The sequence below is a fragment of the Streptomyces sp. NBC_00299 genome, assembly GCF_036173045.1.
GTDB classification, from domain to species: Bacteria; Actinomycetota; Actinomycetes; order Streptomycetales; family Streptomycetaceae; genus Streptomyces; species Streptomyces machairae.
The window spans coordinates 3,566,394-3,584,995 of sequence record NZ_CP108039.1; the positions used below are offsets into that span (position 1 = coordinate 3,566,394).

General features: G+C 72.3%; 14 protein-coding genes. 4 read left to right on the forward strand and 10 right to left on the reverse strand.

The window, feature by feature from the left end; genetic code table 11:
* Positions 1–45 precede the first annotated feature (45 nt).
* The gene (locus tag OHT51_RS15520; protein ID WP_328879530.1) at positions 46–1,737 is read left to right on the forward strand and encodes a hypothetical protein; all 1,692 of its coding nucleotides are present in this window, start codon (positions 46–48) and stop codon (positions 1,735–1,737) included.
* Positions 1,738–1,770: 33 nt separating this feature from the next.
* Here OHT51_RS15520 and OHT51_RS15525 read toward each other — a convergent pair whose 3' ends face one another.
* The 6 genes from OHT51_RS15525 to OHT51_RS15550 form a co-directional block, all read right to left on the reverse strand.
* The gene (locus tag OHT51_RS15525; protein WP_443052709.1) at positions 1,771–4,521 is read right to left on the reverse strand and encodes a SpoIIE family protein phosphatase; all 2,751 of its coding nucleotides are present in this window, start codon (positions 4,519–4,521) and stop codon (positions 1,771–1,773) included.
* 219 nt (positions 4,522–4,740) lie between these two features.
* Complete coding sequence (locus tag OHT51_RS15530; protein ID WP_328879532.1) at positions 4,741–5,172, reverse strand: ATP-binding protein; 432 nt, start codon at positions 5,170–5,172, stop codon at positions 4,741–4,743.
* Positions 5,173–5,345: 173 nt separating this feature from the next.
* Positions 5,346–5,765 (reverse strand): (deoxy)nucleoside triphosphate pyrophosphohydrolase, encoded by a 420-nt coding sequence (locus tag OHT51_RS15535; protein ID WP_328879533.1) that lies wholly within the window; start codon positions 5,763–5,765, stop codon positions 5,346–5,348.
* Positions 5,766–5,796: 31 nt separating this feature from the next.
* Positions 5,797–5,988 carry an SPOR domain-containing protein gene (locus OHT51_RS15540; protein WP_328879534.1) on the reverse strand — a complete coding sequence of 64 codons (192 nt, stop codon included), beginning with the start codon at positions 5,986–5,988 and terminating at the stop codon, positions 5,797–5,799.
* Between the two features lie 390 nt (positions 5,989–6,378).
* On the reverse strand, positions 6,379–7,131 hold the full coding sequence (locus OHT51_RS15545) for a GntR family transcriptional regulator (RefSeq protein ID WP_328879535.1): 753 nt from the start codon (positions 7,129–7,131) through the stop codon (positions 6,379–6,381).
* A 146-nt stretch (positions 7,132–7,277) separates the two neighbouring features.
* The gene (locus OHT51_RS15550) at positions 7,278–8,489 is read right to left on the reverse strand and encodes a DUF4190 domain-containing protein (protein ID WP_328879536.1); all 1,212 of its coding nucleotides are present in this window, start codon (positions 8,487–8,489) and stop codon (positions 7,278–7,280) included.
* 87 nt (positions 8,490–8,576) lie between these two features.
* Here OHT51_RS15550 and OHT51_RS15555 point away from each other — a divergent pair, with 87 nt between their 5' ends.
* Positions 8,577–9,788: a serpin family protein gene (locus OHT51_RS15555; protein ID WP_328879537.1), complete on the forward strand. Its 1,212-nt coding sequence runs from the start codon at positions 8,577–8,579 to the stop codon at positions 9,786–9,788.
* Between the two features lie 7 nt (positions 9,789–9,795).
* Here OHT51_RS15555 and OHT51_RS15560 read toward each other — a convergent pair whose 3' ends face one another.
* Complete coding sequence (locus tag OHT51_RS15560; RefSeq protein WP_328879538.1) at positions 9,796–11,373, reverse strand: S8 family peptidase; 1,578 nt, start codon at positions 11,371–11,373, stop codon at positions 9,796–9,798.
* A gap of 345 nt (positions 11,374–11,718) precedes the next feature.
* Between OHT51_RS15560 and OHT51_RS15565 the strand changes: the two genes are divergently transcribed.
* A complete protein-coding gene (locus OHT51_RS15565; RefSeq protein WP_328879539.1) occupies positions 11,719–11,844 on the forward strand; it encodes a hypothetical protein in 126 nt (41 codons plus the stop codon).
* Between the two features lie 79 nt (positions 11,845–11,923).
* Here OHT51_RS15565 and OHT51_RS15570 read toward each other — a convergent pair whose 3' ends face one another.
* Positions 11,924–12,754, reverse strand: coding sequence for an oxidoreductase (locus tag OHT51_RS15570; RefSeq protein WP_328879540.1), 831 nt, complete (start codon positions 12,752–12,754; stop codon positions 11,924–11,926).
* 118 nt (positions 12,755–12,872) lie between these two features.
* Between OHT51_RS15570 and OHT51_RS15575 the strand changes: the two genes are divergently transcribed.
* The gene (locus tag OHT51_RS15575; RefSeq protein WP_328879541.1) at positions 12,873–13,778 is read left to right on the forward strand and encodes a LysR family transcriptional regulator; all 906 of its coding nucleotides are present in this window, start codon (positions 12,873–12,875) and stop codon (positions 13,776–13,778) included.
* 66 nt (positions 13,779–13,844) lie between these two features.
* Here the strand turns inward: OHT51_RS15575 and OHT51_RS15580 are convergent, their stop codons facing one another.
* Complete coding sequence (locus OHT51_RS15580) at positions 13,845–16,121, reverse strand: DEAD/DEAH box helicase (RefSeq protein ID WP_328879542.1); 2,277 nt, start codon at positions 16,119–16,121, stop codon at positions 13,845–13,847.
* 63 nt (positions 16,122–16,184) lie between these two features.
* Complete coding sequence (locus OHT51_RS15585) at positions 16,185–18,473, reverse strand: DUF4132 domain-containing protein (RefSeq protein ID WP_328879543.1); 2,289 nt, start codon at positions 18,471–18,473, stop codon at positions 16,185–16,187.
* Positions 18,474–18,602 lie beyond the last annotated feature (129 nt).

The window sequence follows — 18,602 nt, forward strand, 5'->3', positions numbered from 1 at the left end:
GCACCCCGGTCGCGCCCCTGCATTCCTGCTCATACGCTCCGAAATGTGACGTCATCTTCGATCCGGGGCCGGGCGCGGCGCGGTGGTTCGCACATATCGGTGCGGGTCGCGCATGCGCTGGTGGGCGGGCTGGTCGGGGTGGTGTGGCTGGTGCTGCCCGGGATGACGGCCGGTGCGGGCGGTCCGGTTGCGGGCGGGGCGGACCGGCCGGTCGCCGGTGCGGTGGCTCAGGGGGAGGACGAGGGGGCGTCGGCCACGGATCTGGTGGTGCCGATGCTGGCCGTCGTCGCCGCGACGGCGCTCGCGGGATACGGGTTCCTGCGGCGCAGGCGACGGTCGCGGGAGCGGACGACACCCGGTGGGGCGGCGGGTCGGGGCGAGACCGAGCAGCCGGTCGGGGAGCTCGACGAGCGGGCTCGGGCGCTGCTCGTGGCGGCCGACGACTGGGTGCGGGTCGGCTGGGAGGAGCTGGGGTTCGTCGAGGGGCGCGGCGAGCTGGAGGATCTCGCGCACGCCGGGCGCGGCGAGGACGTCGACGGGGCCGGCCGGGGTGTGCCCTTCGCTCGGGCGCTTCGGGAGGCCGAGGCCGAGCTGGCGGTCGCGTTCCGGATGCGGTGGCAGTACGAGAACGGGGTTCCGGAGGAGGCCGCGGCTCGGCGGCATGCGCTCGCGGGGATCGTCGGGCGGTGTGAGGAGGCGGGGCGGTTGCTGGACGCGCAGGCCGCCGCGTTCGATCAGGTACGGGGGTTGGAGGAGGGCCTGGGCGGGGGGCTGGGGTATGCCCTGGTCGTCGCCGAGGGCCGGTTCCGGGAACTGACCGGGCGTACCGGGGACGCGGACGCGACCCTGCGCGAGCTGGCAGCGCGGTACGCCCCGTCCGCCACGGACGCCGTCGCGGGGCATGTCGAGCAGGCCAAGGACCGGTTGGTGTTCGCGACCACGCGCCTCAACCAGGCCCGCCAGGCCGTCGACTCGGGCGACAACGGGCGGGCCGCGGGCCGGCTGCGGGCCGCCGAGGGCGCCATCGCCCAGGCCGGCGTCTTCATCGACGGCGTGGAACGGCTCGCCGCGAACCTCGCCACGGCCGCGGCGACGGTTCCGGCCGCGCTGACCGGCGGCGAGGTGGAGATCGCCGGGGCACGGGAGTCGCTGACGGGGGTTCGGGACCCGTACCCGGACCTCCCTCCCGGCGAGCTGCGCGCCCGCGTCGCCCATGCCGACGTCGTCCTGGCCCTCGTACGGGAACAGCTGACCTCCGGGCCGTACGACCCACTCGACGTGCTGCGCCGGATCGTGCAGGGAGTCGTGCCCGTCGCCGCGGGGCGGGCCGGGGTGATCGCGGCCGCCGCCCTGCTCTGCGCCCGCAGTGCCGTCACAGACGCGGACGACGTCGTCGCGACGCATCGGGCAGCAGTGGGCAGCGAGGCCCGCACCCGCCTCGCGGAGGCCCGGAGACTGCTCACTCCCCCGCTGTCCGCCACGGCCGACCGGACACCACCGCCGGATCCGGCCGACCTGCTGGCATCCGACACCCTGGCCCAACAGGCCCAGGCCCTCGCCGAACAGGACATCCGCCTGCACGGCAACCCCGTCGAAAGCCCCACCGACGACATCACCGGCCTCGCGGGCGCACTCCTCGGCGGCGTCCTCCTCGGCGGCGACCCGGACACCGCCCCACCCGCAGCCTTCGGCGGCCCACGCACCCGGGGGCGCCGGGGCGACACGGACCGGGCGTGAGCTCGCTCAGCCAGGCCCCGCACCCCCGCACCCTCAGAACAGGCTCAGCAACGCCTCCGCCGGATCCGTGAGGCCGTTCTCGCCGTCCGGCAGGGGCAGTTCGAACCACACCGTCTTGCCGCGCGGTGTGCGGCGGGAGCCCCAGGCGGCGCTGAGGAGGCCGACCAGTTGGAGGCCCCGGCCGCCCTCATCGGTGTCGCGGGCGCGGCGGCGGCGGGGTTGGACCAGGCCGGAGTCCCAGACCTCGCAGACCAGGGTGCGGTCGAGGAGGAGACGGAGTCGGATCTCGCCCTCGCCGTAGCGCAAGGCGTTGGTGACCAGTTCGCTGACCAGGAGCTCCGTCGTGTCGACCAGCGGTTCCAGGTCCCACGACAGAAGCCGGCCGCGGGCGTACTCGCGGGCGCGGCCCACGCTGCGCGGCTCGCGTGGCAGGGTCCAGTCGCCGACCGAGTCGGCCGGCAGGCCCTGGACACGTGCCATCAGCAACGCGATGTCGTCCTCGCCGTGGTGGGTGTCGAGGGTGTTGAGGACGTGGTCGCAGACGTCCTCCAGGGGGCTCGAGGGGTCGGTGAGTGCGCCGACGAAGGCCTGGAGGCCCTCGTCCAGAGGGTGGTCGCGGGACTCCACCAGTCCATCCGTGTAGAGCGCCAGCAGCGCGCCCTCCGGCAGTTCGACCTCCACCTCCTCGAACGGCTCCCCGCCCACACCGAGCGGCATCCCCGGCGGCACGTCCAGCATCAGCGCGTCCTCGCCCGGTTCGACGAGGACCGGCGGCAGATGCCCGGCGTTGGCGAAGGTGCAGCGGCGCGTGACGGAGTCGTAGACCGCGTAGACGCAGGTCGCGAGGTACACCTCGGACAGGTCCGCCTCCCGGGGGCGGCGCGCCGCGCGGGTGGCCTGCTGGACGCCGCCGGGGGCTCCGAGGCCGCGCGCGATCTCGTCCAGCGCCGAGAGCACCTCGGCCGGTTCGAGGTCGAGCAACGCCAGCGTCCGTACGGCGGAGCGCAGTTCGCCCATCGCGACGGCGGCACGCAGCCCGCGGCCCATCACGTCGCCCACCACCAACGCCGTGCGGTGCCCGGGGAGTTCGATGACGTCGAACCAGTCGCCCCCCACCTCGCTGGGCCGGTCGGAGGAGGAGTTGCCCGGCAGGTAGCGGCACGCGATGTCCAGGCCGGAGGCGACCGGGTCGCCCGGCGGGAGCAGGGACCGTTGCAGTATCAGCGCCCGCTCGTGCTCGCGCCGGTAGAGGCGGGCGTTGTCGATGCACACCGCGGCTCGCGCGGCCAGCTCGACCGCCAGATCACGGTCCCGGTCGCCGAACGGCTCGCTGCCCTTCGTACGGGCGAACTGCGCCAGTCCTACGACCGTGTCGTGGGCGACCATCGGCACCGCGAGCGTGGACTGCACGAGGCCGCCCTCCTCGCCGGGCACGTACTGCGGCCGGGCGGTGCGCAGGGCGTCCGCGCAGGGCGAGTTGAAGGGGTAGTGGTGGACGGCGCCGACCGCGACGGGGGCGCCGCCACCGACGAAGGGCGCGTCGGAGACCGCGCTGGCGAAGGCGACGCGGCGCAGCTCCGCGCTGCCGTCGGCGTGGCCGGGCGGGGTCTCGTCGCCGGCCAGCAGCCCCTGATAGAGGTCGACCGTGGCCAGGTCGCAGAAGCCGGGGACCACGACGTCGAGGAGTTCGCGGGCGGTGGTCTCCAGGTCCAGGGAGTTGCCGATGCGGGCACCGGCCTCGTTCAGAAGGGCCAGATTCCGCCGGGCGGCGGCGGCCTCGCGGGCGGCGGCGCGGCGGGCGGTGATGTCGGTTCCGAGCCAGGCGATGCCGATGGGGCGCCCGCTGCCGCTGCGCACGCGGTAGAGATTGACGGACCAGTGGCGGCGCTCGTCTGATCCGGGCAGGAAGCCGGTGACGTGCATGTCCGTGATGGAGTCGCCGCTCTCCAGGACGCGACGCAGGGTCGCCGAGACACGTTCGGCCTCGGGGCGCGGCAGATAGTCGTGGACGCCGTTGCCGCGGTGGTCGTCGGGTGTGCCGCCGAACAGGGAGGCGAACCGCTGGTTGGCGCGGCGCACCCGCAGGTCGGGGTCGATCAGCAGGAAGCCGAACGGAGATTGACCGAATATCGCCTGCGAGGCGGCGAGGTCGGTCTCCATCCGGCGGAGAGTGCGGACGTCGACGACGATGCAGACGGCGGCCTTCTCACCGTCCTCGGTCCGCGTCGGCATGACGTACACCTCGGCGAGACCGTCCAGACCGGCCCGCTCCTCGGCGTCCCGCGGCATCCGGAACGGGACCACACCGGTCCACTCCCGTCCGTCCAGGATCTCGGCCATCTTGCGCTGGCCCTGTTCGCGCAGGTCCGGGTCGATGAACGCCTCGATGGGATCCATGCCGACGGCCCGCTCGGCCGGTATGCCGAAGAGCTGCTCGGCGCGCAGGCTCCACTGGTCGACCAGGCCGTCGGGGCCGATGGAGAAGGACGCGACCTTGATGTAGTCGTAGATCGAGCCGGGCGGGCTGGCCTGCCAGACCGGGTCACCGGGGCGGGCCTCGTCGGAGGCGAACGTGTCGCGGGATGCCTGTGTGCCCTGCGAGGCTTGCGAGCCCTGTGTGTCGCGGGAGACGCCTGTTTTGTGGGAGGCCCGTGTGTCTCGGGTCCCCTCTCCCGCGGCCTTCGCCCTCGCGCCGTCCGACGGGTCGTCGGACCCCGAGGCCCTCGCTGGTATCTCGCTCACGCGAACCGTCCCCTCCAGCTCACCGCGCCCGGCACCGGTCACCGGGTGGCGGCTGCCCGCAGTATCCAGCACTACGGCCCCGCACAACACGGTGTTCACGATCACAGCACGGTCCCGATGGTTTTCGGTCCCGGCCGCGGAAACACTTCCAGTCTTCTAACCAGCGGACACGCAGTCGAATCACGCATCGCGACAACTGCCACTGGCCTGAACCATTCGTTCGAGAGGGCAGGGGTGCATGTACCCGAGGGAGCCGGGGGGTCAGTCCGGCACCGCGAGCTCGAACCACACCGTCTTGCCCGTGTTCCGTCCGGGCCGGGTTCCCCATCGGCGCGCGGAGTGCGCCACGAGCTGAAGTCCGCGGCCGCTCTCGTCCTCGAGGTCGGCGACCCGTTCGCGGGGCGGGTCCGGAAGGGGGTCGGAGACCTCGACCCTGAGGACACCGTCGAGTCCGGCGGGACGTACCAGACGTAGGCCGATGGGGCCGGTGGCGTGCCGCAGGGAGTTGGTGACCAGCTCACTGACCAGCAGCGCAGTGACGTCCGCGAGGCTGTCCAGGTCCCACTGGCGCAGCCGGCCGCGTACGGCGGCGCGGGCCGCGCGGACGGCACCCGCCTCCGCGGGGAAGGTCCACTCGGCGCAGTCGCCATCGGAGTCGATCACGCCGATCACATCCCGGGCCAGCGAGCTCACCCATGTCCGGTTTCATAGGTTTGATTGGCACATACCCGATATTCACAGGGCAGTACCGTGCGAGCGGGTAGACCCTCGGGGAGTTGTCGACGCCGCCCAACGACGGTCGCCATCCGGCCTGTCAGCCTGTCAGGTCCCTTCCGGGGCCTCAGGTGGGCCGCTCGGCCGGTGGCTCAGGCCCGCGGCTCGGGCGCCCCGTCGCCCAGCCGTTCCGCGACCTCCCGGACCGCCGGCACGTCCTGGTCCAGCCAGTCCACGTCCCAGAGTTCCCCGGTGCCCAGCCAGCGCAGTGCGTCATGGTCCTCAAGGGGCTCGGGGTCCCCGGAGCCGGGGAGCAGGCGGGCGGTCCACACATGCAGGACGTAGGGGGGTTTCAGGGGCCACGCCCCCGGCACCCGCTCGACCACCTCGGCGGCCACGCCGAGTTCCTCCCGCAGTTCGCGCACGAGCGCCGCCTCGGGCGCCTCGCCGGGCTCGACCTTGCCGCCGGGCAACTCCCAGCGCCCGGCCAGTTCCTCGGGCGCACTGCGGCGCGCGGCGAGCAGACGGCCCGCCTCCAACAACGCGGCGCCGACCACGATCCGTTCCGTCATGCGCCGGAGCCTACGGGAGCGGGGAAGCAGGTCAGTGGTCCCCGCTGTCCCCGTTCTGAGCGATTCGCTCGACCCAATACAGCTGTTTGTGCCCCCGGCTGTCGAGGCTGTCCGCGATTTTCTGGGCTTCCGCCCGCGTCGCGTACCGGCCCACGCGGTAGCGATTGCCGTTGTCGTCCTGCCGAACCACGAGCCAAGGAAGAGTGATCGTGCTGTCGTTCATCGCGCTCCACTGCTCCTTCCCGCCCACGACCGCCCGAGTCCCTCCCCCAGCCTTCGGCCGGGGGGACCCTCATCTCGCTTCGCTCGCGGCCTGTGCCGTGCCCCGCCCGCTAAGGAAACCGCAATCCGCATATGCCCGAGCCTACGCCTAACCTTTACGCAGCGAATACGCCTTTTCACAAAGAGGTACGCAACCAGCCAAGTCGCAGGGGGCGCACGGCATCGAATGCGCCGTACGGAAACGTGGATGCATCCGGTCGCGGGCATGGTGCGCACGCCTGCGGCGACCTGCGAAAACGGCCAGATTGCAACGGCCGGTGAAGGGGCGGGAGTTGCGGCTTTGCCGGGGGCAACTGCCGTGGAGGTGTGCGCTAGTTCACGAACATGTGCGCTACTTCACCGGAAGGTGATAGGCGACGCGGTAGCGGTCCGCCGGAATGACCACGTCCGCCGTCTCCACCGGACGGCCGGACGCGTAGTAGGTGCGCTGGATGACCACGACCACATGACCGGGGACGCCGCCCAGCGTCAGCAGCTCCTCCGCGAGGCCGGGGCGGGCGCCCACCTCCTCCGTCACGTTGTCCACGACGACGTCGATGGCCGCCATGCGCTCGACGACGCCCATGCCGCCGAGCGGGCCCTCCTCGGGCAGCATCACGGGCGTACGGCCGGTGACGGCGAGCGGCTCCCAGGAGGTGGAGAGCATCATCGCCTCGCCGGCGTCCCGGAAGAGGTACCTCGTGCACATCACACGGTCGCCGGGGCGGATGCCGAGCCGGTCGGCGACGGCGACGCTGGCCTCGGCCTGCGCGCTGTTGGACTCCCAGGTGCCGCGCGTCTCGCCGTCGGCCTGCTCCTGGCGGAAGGGCGTGGCACCCGCCGGCGGGCGGAAACCGGAGCGGGAGATCCGGCGGGGCACGGGACGCTCACGGACGTACGTCCCGGAACCGGAGCGGCCCTCGACCAGCCCCTCCGCCATCAGCACCTTCCGCGCCTCAAGGGCGACGGTGTCCGATACGCCGTACTCCTCGCGGATCCTGGCCTGGGACGGGAGCCGGGTGTGCGGTGGCAGCGAACCGTCGACGATCTTCTTGCGGAGATCACCCGCGACGCGCAGGTACGCCGGCTGCTCACCGAAAGTCACTGGCCGCTCCCATCAGGTTGTACAGACAGCAACAGCGTGGCAACCGTGGGTTGTCCCGTGCAAGCAAAGGCCAGAGAATCACTCGATGTGATGACTTGTGCCGGGGGAGGGCTTTACCCAGGCACTTTCTTTCCGTATAGGGCGCCTCACACATCGAGGCCGCCGCCACTTCCGCCCTCGCCGCCACTGTCGGAGTCGTCCTCGTACGTCGGCACGGTCGTGTCCAGGCCCAGAGCCTTGCGCGCGGTGACGGTCGTGGGGCCGTCGACGTAGCCGTACGCCTTCTCGTAGTGCGTGTAGAACGTGTCCGCGTCGTCGGCCGCCGCCGCCTTCGCCCACTCCTTGCGGGAGCCCTCCATGTCCGCGAGGAACTCGGTGACGGCCCCCTTGGCGTCCTCCGGCCAGGGCTGTGTGCGCAGATTCTCGGCCTGCTCGCCGAGGACGCGGTGGACGTCCTTCGCCCAGGCCCGGTTCGCCTTCAGGTCGTCCTCGGGGTAGGCCTCGGGCTCCTCGTAGAGGACGTCGTCGATGTGGTTGGACGCCGACAGGAACCTCACCTGGTACCCGTCGAGGGTCACGTAGTCACGGCGCAGCGACTCGGCCAGGGGCTTGCCGTCCGTGCTGCCGAACATGCAGGTGATCGCGCGGTCCCCGAAGCGCCAGCTCTGCCGGGTCGGCACGAGGTAGTACACGTCCACGCCGTCCGGGACGGCCCAGGCGTCCAAGGCGTAGCGGCCCGCCTGCTCGTAGCACTGGTCGTCCGCGACCTCCGCGAGCTCGTCGTCGCCGGGAAAGGAACCGTCCGGCACCTTCACGACGCCGACGACCTCGGCGTCGTGCTCCTCGGTGCAGGGCACCTCGTCGACGTCGTAGGTCTCGCCCTCCAGGGTGCCGGTCGAGGAGTTGAAGCAGTCGCCCGTGGCGAGCGCGAAGGCGGTGCCCTCGCCGCTCGCGGCGCCCGTGAAGCCGTCCCAGAAGTCGGAGGCGGCGCCCGTCGACAGCATCAGCGCCCACAGCGCGATCCCGACGGTGGACAGCACGGACCCGGCGACCGCCATGCCCGTGCCGCGCTCGCCCCTCTTCCTGATCTGCACCAGCGCGAGGAGCCCCAGCGCCAGACCCACGGCCGGCAGGAAGCAGAGGATGCCGAGGACGAGCGCGCCGATGGCCACACCGTTGACGGGTGCGGAGGGGCCGTAGGGGCCGTAGGCGCCGTAGGGGTGGTGCGGGTACGGCCCCTGGACGGCGGGTGCGCCGTAGGGGTTCGGCAACGGGTACTGGCCCTGCGCGTACGGCCCTTGGGGCTGCCCCGGGGGCCCCTGTGGCTGGTGGGGTCCGGGAGGCGGAGGTATGGACACGAGTACCGTGCTCCTGCGTTCGGGCGGCGGTGCCGGGTGGTGGGAACTGGCGTACGACTGGGCGCATCGTAAGCGTGGTGTGGGGCGATGGGGGACGTGGTGCGGGTCACGAATGCGACGGTCCGGGCGGTCAACGGGCTGACGGCGCGGTGGGCGGCTGCTTCCGAGGGCGGCACCGTGTTCTCGGCTGCGGGTGTGTGGCCGCTGCTCGCCTTCCTGGCGGACGGGGCGGGCGGTCCGGCGCGGGCGGAGCTGGCCGACGCGGTGGGGTTGCCGGCGGATGAAGCGGCGGGCGCGGCGCGTGAGTTGCTGGGCGCGATGGCGGCGATGCGGGGGCTGGACTCGGCGCTCGGGCTGTGGACCAAGCGGACGCTGGAACTGCGGGAGCGGTGGGAGGCGGGGCTGCCCGCGGAGCCGCACGGGGTGCTGACGGGCAATGCGGAGGCCGACAAGGCGGCGCTGGACGCCTGGGCGGTGAAGCGGACGGGTGGGTTGATCGAGCGGATGCCCGTGCGGCTGCACGACGACACCGAGATGGTGGTGGCGAGTGCGCTGGCGTTGCGGACTCGGTGGCTGATGCCGTTTCGCGAGCGGTACTGGATGCCGGAGTCCGGGCCCTGGTGCGGACGGGAACTGCAGGGTCTGTGGCGGGACAGCACGTTGCTGGACCGGGTCGGTGTGGCGGACACGCCCGAGGGGCACGTCACCGAGCTGAAGGTACTGGGCGACAACGCGATCGACGTGCATCTCCTGCTCGGCGAGGAGGGAATGGCGCCCGGCCAGGTGCTGAGGGCAGGGGTGGAGATCCTGGCCCGCAGGCATCCTGTCGTCCCCGGCCCCCAACTCCCCTACGGCGACGTGGGCCCCGGCCTGCGCGTCGTGAGGGAGCGCCGCGCGACGCCCGAGCCGCCGACCCTGGAGGTCCGGACCGTGGCGTACGAGACACGGACCGACCATGACCTCCTCGACCACCACGACGTGTTCGGGCTCACGACCGCGAGAGTGACGCGGCCACCCGGTCACTTCCCCGGAATCAGCGGCTTTCCTCTGCACGTCGAAGCGGCCCGGCAGTCCGCGATGGCCCGGTTCGGCGCCCGCGGCTTCGAGGCGGCCGCGGTGACCGCCTTGGGCGCGGTCGGCGCCGGTATCTCGGAGCTGCGCTGGGTGACCACCACCGTCCAGGCCACCCACGACCGCCCCTTCGGCTTCCTCGCCCTGCACCGTCACTCACGGCTCGTCCTCGCGGCCGGCTGGGTCACGGACCCGGAGCCGTACCGCGAGGACGAGGAGGACTACTGATCCGCGATCAGAACTGCAGCGCCCAGGCGTCGATCCGCCCGGTGTCGTAGTTCGCGTTGTCGCTCACGCGCAGCTTCCACGTGCCGGCCGCAGCTTCCGAGGAGGCGTTGACCGAGTACGTGGTGTTGATGTTGTCCGAACTGCCGCCCGTGCCGTACGACTTCAGCGTGTACGCCGTGCCGTCGGGGGCGATCAGCTGGACCTGGAGGTCGCCGATGTACGTGTGGACGATGTGCACCTCGACGGGCAGGGCCGCGGGCGCGTTGCCCGAGACGCCGGAGACGGTCACCGGGGACTCGACCGTGGCGTTGTCGGCGATGGCGTAGTCACCGGTGTTCTCGAAGCGCGGGCCGGGCGGGGTGGTCGTACCGCCGCCGACGTACAGGAGCCGGTTGGGCGAGCCCGTGCCGGGGCTGGTGACGACGCCGGTCGTGGCGGCGGACGTCAGTGCCGAGGCGACCTGGGCCGGGGTGGCCGAGGGGTTGTCGGCGAGGTGGAGCGCGACCGCGCCCGCGACGTGCGGGCTCGCCATCGACGTACCGGAGATGGTGTTGGTCGCCGAGTCGCTGGAGTTCCAGGCCGAGGTGATGGACGAGCCGGGCGCGAACAGGTCCAGGACCGAACCGTAGTTGGAGTAGCTCGCCTTGGCGTCCGTCGAGGTCGTCGCGCCGACCGTGATGGCCTCGGTGACGCGTGCGGGCGACCTGGTGGAGGCATCGGTCGACTCGTTGCCGGCCGCGACGGCGAAGGTGATGCCGGAGGCGATGGCGTTGCGTACGGCCGTGTCGAGGGCGGTGTCGGCGCCGCCGCCGAGGGACATGTTGGCGACGGCCGGCTTGACGGCGTTCTGGGCGACCCAGTCGATGCCGGCGACGACCTGGGCGGTCGTTCCGGAACCGGAGTTGTTCAGCACGCGGACGCCGACGACCTTGGCCTTCTTGGCGACACCGTAGGCGTTGCCCGCGACCGTGCCGGCGACGTGCGTGCCGTGGCCGTGGCCGTCCTGGGCGGTGTTGTCGTTGTCGATGGCGTCGTAGCCGTAGGAGGCACGGCCGCCGAAGTCGCTGTGGGTGATGCGGACGCCGGTGTCGATGACGTACGCGGTCACGCCCTGCCCTGCCGAGTCCGGGTAGGTGTACGAGCTGTTCAGCGGCAGGTTCTTCTGGTCGATGCGGTCCAGGCCCCAGGAGGGCGGGTTGGTCTGGGTGGCGTCGATGCTGAACGTGCGGTTCTGGACGACCGAGGCGACCGCCGGGTCGGCGGCGAGCGCCTTGGCCTCCGCCTCCGACGCCTCGATGGCGTAGCCGTTGAGGGCCTTCTTGTACGTCCGCTCGATACCGGCGCCGTACCCCTCGACGAGGGTCCGCCCCGCCTTGGAGTTTGAGCGGGCGTGGTCCGCCTTGAGGGTCACCAGGTAGCTGTCGGCGACGGCGTTGGCCGCGCCCGCGTACTGGATACGGCCCTCGGGGGCGGCCGCGGCGGGGAGTGCGGAGACGAGGCTTGCGGTGAGCGCCGCGGTGGCCGCTGCGCTGAGCAGAGCCATTCTTCGGCGGGCCGTGCTGTGGGGAGTACGCATCACTGCCATCTGAGGGATCCTCCTCAATCGGTGGTGCGCTGGTGGGGGTTGCACGGGTGCACGCAGGAGGTAGACAGGGACATGTCAAATGTCAGTCGAATGTCCGTGTCGCACCTGTGCGTCAGCCGAAAGATTGAGGGCTCCACAGGAATTACACAAGAGGCCTGCACGGCGAACTACCCCCGCCCGGACGGGGTTTCACTCCCCGCACCTCGCCGGCCGACCGGCACGGCGACCAGGTGCCCGATCACTGTCCGTGAGCGTTCGACATGCAGGCCGTGCGGGTCTACGCAAGCCTGGGAGGCATTCCACCAGGACGACGTGTCCTGGCGGGCCCCCAGGAAGGACGTTCACATGCGCTACGCAGCTGCCCTTTTCATCGCCGCCATACTCGCGGCCATCTCCGCCCCCGCCGCTTCGGCCGCTCCCGCCGCCCCCATGCCGTGCGACACCCACACCCTCAGCAAGCTCTGCTGGTGACCGCTTCCTGAGCGGGGGGACAGGCCGTCGAACCTGGCGTCGACGCCTGTTCCCGCTCTCGCGGAACGGCAGGACGGCGTCAGTCGTCGAACCCCGTCGCCCGCGTCGACTTCTCCCACGCCCCGATGTCCGCGCGCACCTGGTCCAGATGGCCGAGGACGGCCGTGACCCCGTCGTCGCCCAGGGGCAACCGCAGGGGCGTCCGCTCGGCCTCCAGCGCGGCTCGGATCAGGGCCGCCGCCTTCACCGGGTCACCGGGCTGGGTGCCGTCACCCGCGGAGACGGATTCGCGGGTCTGCGCCACCCTGGCGTACAGGCCGCTGTCCGTGCTGGTTCCCGCCCGGCCGGTCTCGAAGAGTGCCGTGCGGAAGGAACCCGGCTCCACGATCAGCACCTTGATGCCGAACTCGGCGACCTCGTCCGCGAGCCCCTCCGACAGCCCCTCCAGCGCGAACTTCGTTCCGCTGTACGCCGAGAAGCCCGCGAAGGACATCTGCCCGCCCATGCTGCTCATCTGCACGATCGCCCCGGAGCGCCGCTCGCGCATGTGCGGAAGCACGGCCCGGGTGAGGGCGACCGGCCCGAAGACGTGCACGTCGAAGAGCTCACGCAGCTCCTGCTCGGTCGTCTCCTCGAAGGCGCCGACGTGGGTGCGGCCGGCGTTGTTGACCAGGACGTCGATCCGTCCGTGCCGCGCGATCACGTCCTGTACGGCGGCTTGCGCGGCACCCGTCTCCATGACGTCCAGGCGCAGCGCCTCGACCTGGTCGGGGTGCGCGGCCACCAGGTCGTCCAGGGCCTCGGGCCGCCGTGCCGCGCCGACCACCACGTCGCCCCCGGCGAGCGCCGCCTCCGCGATCGCCCTTCCGAAGCCGCTGGTCGCACCGGTGATCAGCCACACCTTGTTCATGACAGCTCCTCGTATCGCCGTGATCTCTAATCGTGGGGATCTCGTATCTCCGTGATGTGGACCAGCCTGCTGCGCAACGGGGTTGCCCGTCCAAGACCCACGCTGATAACCGATGGTTATGGCGATGGATGTTCATGTACGAGACCTGCGCTACTTCGTGACGGTGGCCGAGGAACTTCACTTCACGCGCGCGGCCGAGCGGCTGTACGTTTCCCAGCCCGCGCTCAGCAAGCAGGTCCGCGCCCTGGAGCGGCAACTGGGCGTGGAGCTGTTCCGCCGCGAGCCGCAGGGCGTGACGCTCACCGAGGCCGGCACGGCACTGCTGCCGCACGCCCGACGGGTGCTGGACGCCTGGTCGGAGGGGACGGTGGCGCTTCAGGCCGCGCGGGCGGCGGCACGCGGCACGCTGGTCGTGGGCATGAGCACCAGTCCGGGGCGCGGTGGGCTGCTGCCCGCGATCCGCTCCCGTTTCAGCGCGGCGCACCCGGAGACGGTCCTGCGGCTGCGGCAGGTGAGCTGGGACGACCCGACGGCGGGCCTCGCGGACGGCGAGGCCGACGTGGCCTTCGTGTGGCTGCCGCTGCCGGACGCCGGACGTTACGGCTGGACCGTGGTCGTGGAGGAGCCCCGACTGGTCGCGCTGCCCGAGGTCCATCCGCTGGCCGCCCGCGCGGAGGTCGACTTCACGGACCTGTCCGAGGAGCCGTTCCTCGCCCTGCCGCCGAGCGCGGGGCCGTTGCGTGACCACTGGCTGGCGCTGGAGGAGCGCGGCGGGCGCCCGCCGCGCATCGGAGCGGAGATCGCGAGCACCGAGGAGACGTACGAGGCGCTGGTCGCGGGGCTCGGGGTCTGCCTGGTGGCCGCGGGCAACGCCCCGCTGGTCTCTCTGGGCTCGGTGGTGACGCGTCCGGTGCGGGGGCTGTCGGCGAGCCGGTATGCGCTGGCCTGGCGGCGCGAGGATGCCGGGCGGCCGCTCGTACGGGCGTATGCGGAGGCTTGTCGCCGGGCGGCGGGGCGGGCCTGACCGGCGCAGGGCGGCGGGGCGGCAGCGGACCCTCATACGTCGTCATGGCCCCTCGTCGCCCGGGACTCACGCCCCTTCCGTAGCGGGCTCCGTGGCCGGGGTCGTGCCCAGCCGGGCCTGCTCCTCCTCGACGATGCGGCGGGCGATGGCGATGTCCGAGATGTCGACGGCGTCCGGTGTCGACTCGGCGACCGCGCTGCGGCGGGCGTACGCGTCGAACAGCCGGGTCTTGTTCTCCAGCATCCGCACGAGCCGTTCGTCGACCCCGCCCGTGCACAGCAGGCGGTGCACGCGCACCGAGCGGACCTGGCCCATGCGGTGGGCGCGGGCGACCGCCTGATGCTCGACGGTCGGCTTGAGCTGCGGCTCGCAGAGGATGACGACGGACGCGGCCTGCATGTTGAGGCCCACTCCGCCCGCCTCGATCTGCGACAGCAGCACGGCATGGCCGGGCGCGGCGGCGAAGTCGTCGACGAGCTGCTGTCTGCGGGCGGGCGGCACGCTCCCCGAAATCGGCCCGAAGACCCGCGCGTTGACCCGTCCGTTGGGCCGCCCGTCGAGCCGCCCGTTGAGCCCTTCGGCGCCCCGTCCGTCTTCCGCCGGATCCGACGGCTGCGTCGCTCCCGGGACCTCCGCGAGCACCAACGCCTCCCGCACGACGGCGAGTACGTCCCGGAACGCGGAGAACACGACGACCTTCAGCCCGTTCTCGGCGGCCTCCTCGGCGATCTCGCTCAGCCGGTCCAGCTTCGCCGACCGCTTCGGGCGGGCGTACGCCGCTCTGCGCATCGCCATGAAGTTGCCGGCCCGCACGGCCTCGCGGTAGGCCTCCTCGTCCGCCGCGCTGGGCTCCTCCCACTCGTCCGTGTGCTGGAGCGCGGGGAGTTCGGTGAGGACGTCCTGCTGGTTACGGCGCAGATAGACCGGCGCGACCGCCTTCCGGAACGCCTTGGAACCGGCAACGCCGTCGTGCTCGTCGACGGACTCGGCCAGGCCCGGCTGCAGGATCCGCACCAGGCTCCGGAACTCCTCGACGCGGTTCTCCATGGGCGTACCGGTCATGAACAGCACGCGGTCGCAGTGTTCGGCCCACTCGGAGACGGTCCTGGAGCGGCGGGTCGCGGGGTTCTTGACGTAGTGCGCCTCGTCGACGACGAGCATGCCCAGCTCGCCGCCGCCCGGCACCGGAAAGCCGCGCAGGGCGTCGAAGGTGGTGACCGCGACGCCGCCCCGGCCCTTCCAGTGCGCGAACGCCTCCTGCCGTTCGGGGCCGTGCAGCGGAGTCACGTGCAGCGCGCTGCGCTTCTCGATCTCCCGGGTCCAGTTGATGAGCACGCTGGCCGGGCAGACCACCATGAAGTGACTCTGCCCCTCGGCGGCGAGGTGGGCCAGCGCGGCGATGGCCTGGATCGTCTTGCCGAGCCCCATCTCGTCGCCGAGGATCGTCCGGCGCTGAGCCAGGGCGAAGCGGGTGCCGAAGGCCTGGTAGCCGCGCAGGGAGACCCGGCGGTGCGTGTCGTCGAGCGTCTGGTTCCTGACCCGCTCCGCCACCTCGTCCGGCAGGAACCCCTCGGCCGCCGCGGGATCGGGAGCGCGGCCGGAGAGCTCGGCGAGCAGGCCGTAGTACTCGGCGGAGCGCAGCTCGAAATCGACGAGGGCGGCGACCTCGGACTCCGGGCGGCGCAGCAGGTCGACCGAGGCCTGGGCGAGCAGCTCGGGCACCCCGTCCTGTTCGGCCTGTTCGGTCAGGGTACGGATCTCGGCGACGGCCGCCAGCGCCCGTTCCCGCTTGGCCTGCCCGGCGAACAGCATGCGCAGCCGCCCGGCCGCCGGCCCGGCCTCGGCCAGCAGCGGGCCGAGCCGCTCGGTCAGCGCCCCGGCCGCGTCGACGGCCCGGCGTGCCTCGTCGCCCGCCTCCACCAGCACGCCGAGCGCCATCACCAGGGCGGTGGTCCGGGGCTCAGGGCTGTCCACGTCGATGTGTACGGCGATGGTGTCCCGTACGGCGTCGGCGATCCGCCGGGCGGCGGCCACGGTCTGGTCGGCGGTCTGCTGTCCGACCCCGGGCAGCTGGCGCAACCGGTACGGCCCGGCGTCGAGGACCTGCCCGACCGTCCGGAACCCGCCCTTCTCCACCTCGCCCAGCCGCAGCCTGCCCTCGGTGACGTCCTTGAGCCGGGCCACCGGGATGACGTCCAGTTCGCGCCGCGCCAGGTCGTCATGGATCGGCTCCAGGGCCTGCCGTACGGCCGCGACGGCCCGCGCATGGTCACCGGCCACCGCCTGCGCCGCCTCGTGCAGCCGCCCGCCCCGGGCCACCGTCTCCCGCTCATTCCGCCCCATCGCGCCCCCGGCCCCTTCCCGCCCCTCTCGTCGCGTCCTTCGCATCCTGCCATCCAGGGCGCGCTAGCTTCTCGTGATCTGCGCCAGGATCGATCCGTCCGTGATCCGGGCGTCGGCGGCCAGCAGGAACGCCTTGCTGAGGATCAGCGAGAGCCGGTCGTCCTCGAACGGCAGGAACACCCGTCCGTCGGCCTTGTCCCGCTTGTCCCTTACCGGGACGACGCACAGATAGCTGCCGTCCGGTTCCATCAGGATGTTGGCCGAGCCGAGATGGATTCTGTACGTGCGCAGGTCGCCGCGGACGACCAGGAAGCGGCCGTCGAGCGAGCACCGGTCGGCGATCTCCAGGCGGGGCACGATCCGCTCCAGGGCGTCGCGCCGGGATGCCGCGCTCTCGGTCAGTTCGGCGAAGCCGGCCCGCTCCCAGTAGGTGCGCCCGGGGCCGGCGTCGGTCCAGTCGGGGTCGGCGGCGATGGAGGTCACGCCGACGAAGAGGTCGATGTCCCGCATCGCCTCGCTGAACACCAGCGGGGGCACGTCCTGGAGCGGCGCCTCACGCCAGGCACCGTCGGACCGGCGGGCGAAGCGGACCTGGTCGGTGGAGGCCAGTTCGTCGCCGTCGGCCCAGTCGTACCAGGTGTGGAAGAAGCGCACCTGCCACTCCCCCGCCGCCAGGGTGCGCTCGGCGGCGTCGCCGTCCCCGTCGTCCCAGGGGCCGAGCCGGCCGCTCGTCCAGCCCCGGGCCCGGAACAGCGCGAACATCCTGCGGTAGTGGACGAGGTGCGCGGCGAAGCGGTTGGAGTACACGCCGGTCTCCTCCTCGGCCGGAGTGAGGAGGTAGATCTCCCGGAAGGCCTGCTTGAACGGCTGCCGGATCCGCCGCTCGGTGAGCAGGTCCCGCCAGGCCCGCACGGAGTCGGGGCCGGAGCGGAGCGGATGCCAGAGGCGTACGGCGGCGGTGTCGGGTGCGTCGGGCAGGTCACCCGCCTCGGGCAGTACGGCCTGCCACTCCCCCGGCGCGACCTCGATCTCCCAGATCAGGCGGCGTACGAGGGTCCGGGCCTGCGGATGTCCGGCCAGCTCGGTGCGCCACCAGCCGTACGGGTGCACGGCGTCGACCGAGAATCCGCCCTCCAGCGCCCGGGCGAGGGTGACGAGTTGGGCGTTCACCCGCTTCACCAGCTCGCGCAGCTCCTTGACGAGGGCGGCGTGGTCGCGGCGGACCGGCGCGGGGAGGCTGCGCAGTGGGCGGCCGTCCTTCTCCCAGCTCAGCGTCGCGTTCTCGGCGACGGTGACGACGGCCTCGTAGTCGCCTGCCTTCCGCCGCAGCACGCCGTCGTCGCCGAACCCCAGCCTCGGCAGCCGCAGCGCCACATCGGTGCGCTCGGCGAGGGCAGCCTCGACCTTCTTGAGCATCTTGTCGAGCTGCTTGGGCACTCCGGCGTGCCGGACGTTCCCGCGCACGGTGCGTATCGCGGTCACCAGCTCGGGGGTGGGGAAGTCCTGTGCGGCACGGACGAGTTCGTACAGAAGGGCCTGCGACGGCACGGTCCTGGCCGGCGCCGGGGCGACGGCGACGCCGGGCAGCAGCCGGTCGAACAGCTCGGGCAGCCACGGCTCGTCGCGCAGCAGCGCCACCCGGGCGGCCTGCCCGAGCGAGACGACCTCCCGGTCCGTGAACGCCTTGTCCGCCCGGTAGGGGATCTCCCCCGCCCGGATCGCGTCGGTGCGGTCGGCCGCCGCTTCCAGGGCACGGCGGGCGAACGCCACGTAGGCGGCGGTCTCGGACGCACCGCGCCAGGCGTCCGTGAGAGACGGCGGCGGCGAGCTGAACCTGTCGCTCCGGTCGATCTCGGACAGCCGCGCCCGCTCGGCCCGGCCGAGGGCGGCGATGACGGCGATCTCGTCGGCGACGACGGGGCCGACGTCCTGCGAGAGGCGCTCCACGGCCGCCCGCAGTGTCGCCTCGTCCGCGAGGCCCGCGACCGCGAGCAGCGCATACGGCTGTCGCACGGTGTCCTTCTCCAGCAGCAACCCGACCAGTCGGCGGGCCGGTTCGGACACGTCGGGCAGCGGGCCGGTGCAGCACTCCAGCGTGGCCAGGCCGAAGGTGAGGTCCGCCCAGCCGCGCTGCTCGGCCGTCTCGACGAGCATCTCGAACAGCCGGCGGCACACGTCCGGCGTGTAGCGCGGCTGCCGTTCCCCGGCCGCCTCCTCGATCGCGGCGCGCAATCTCGTCGTCGCGTGCCGTTCCGAGACGTCCACCTGGTACGTCTCCACGAGCATGCCGCCCAGCTCCTCGGCGGAGACCTGCGACAAGTCGGGGTGCGCCGCGTCCCTTTCGTGGTCCATGCGGGGATCATGGCAGCCGGCACTGACATCGCCTCCGGGCCGATCCACCCCGCGCTCCCACCGCCATCCCGTTGTCAGTGGCCCCCATTACTGTGGCGGCCAATTGATCGAACGATCACCGACCGGGGG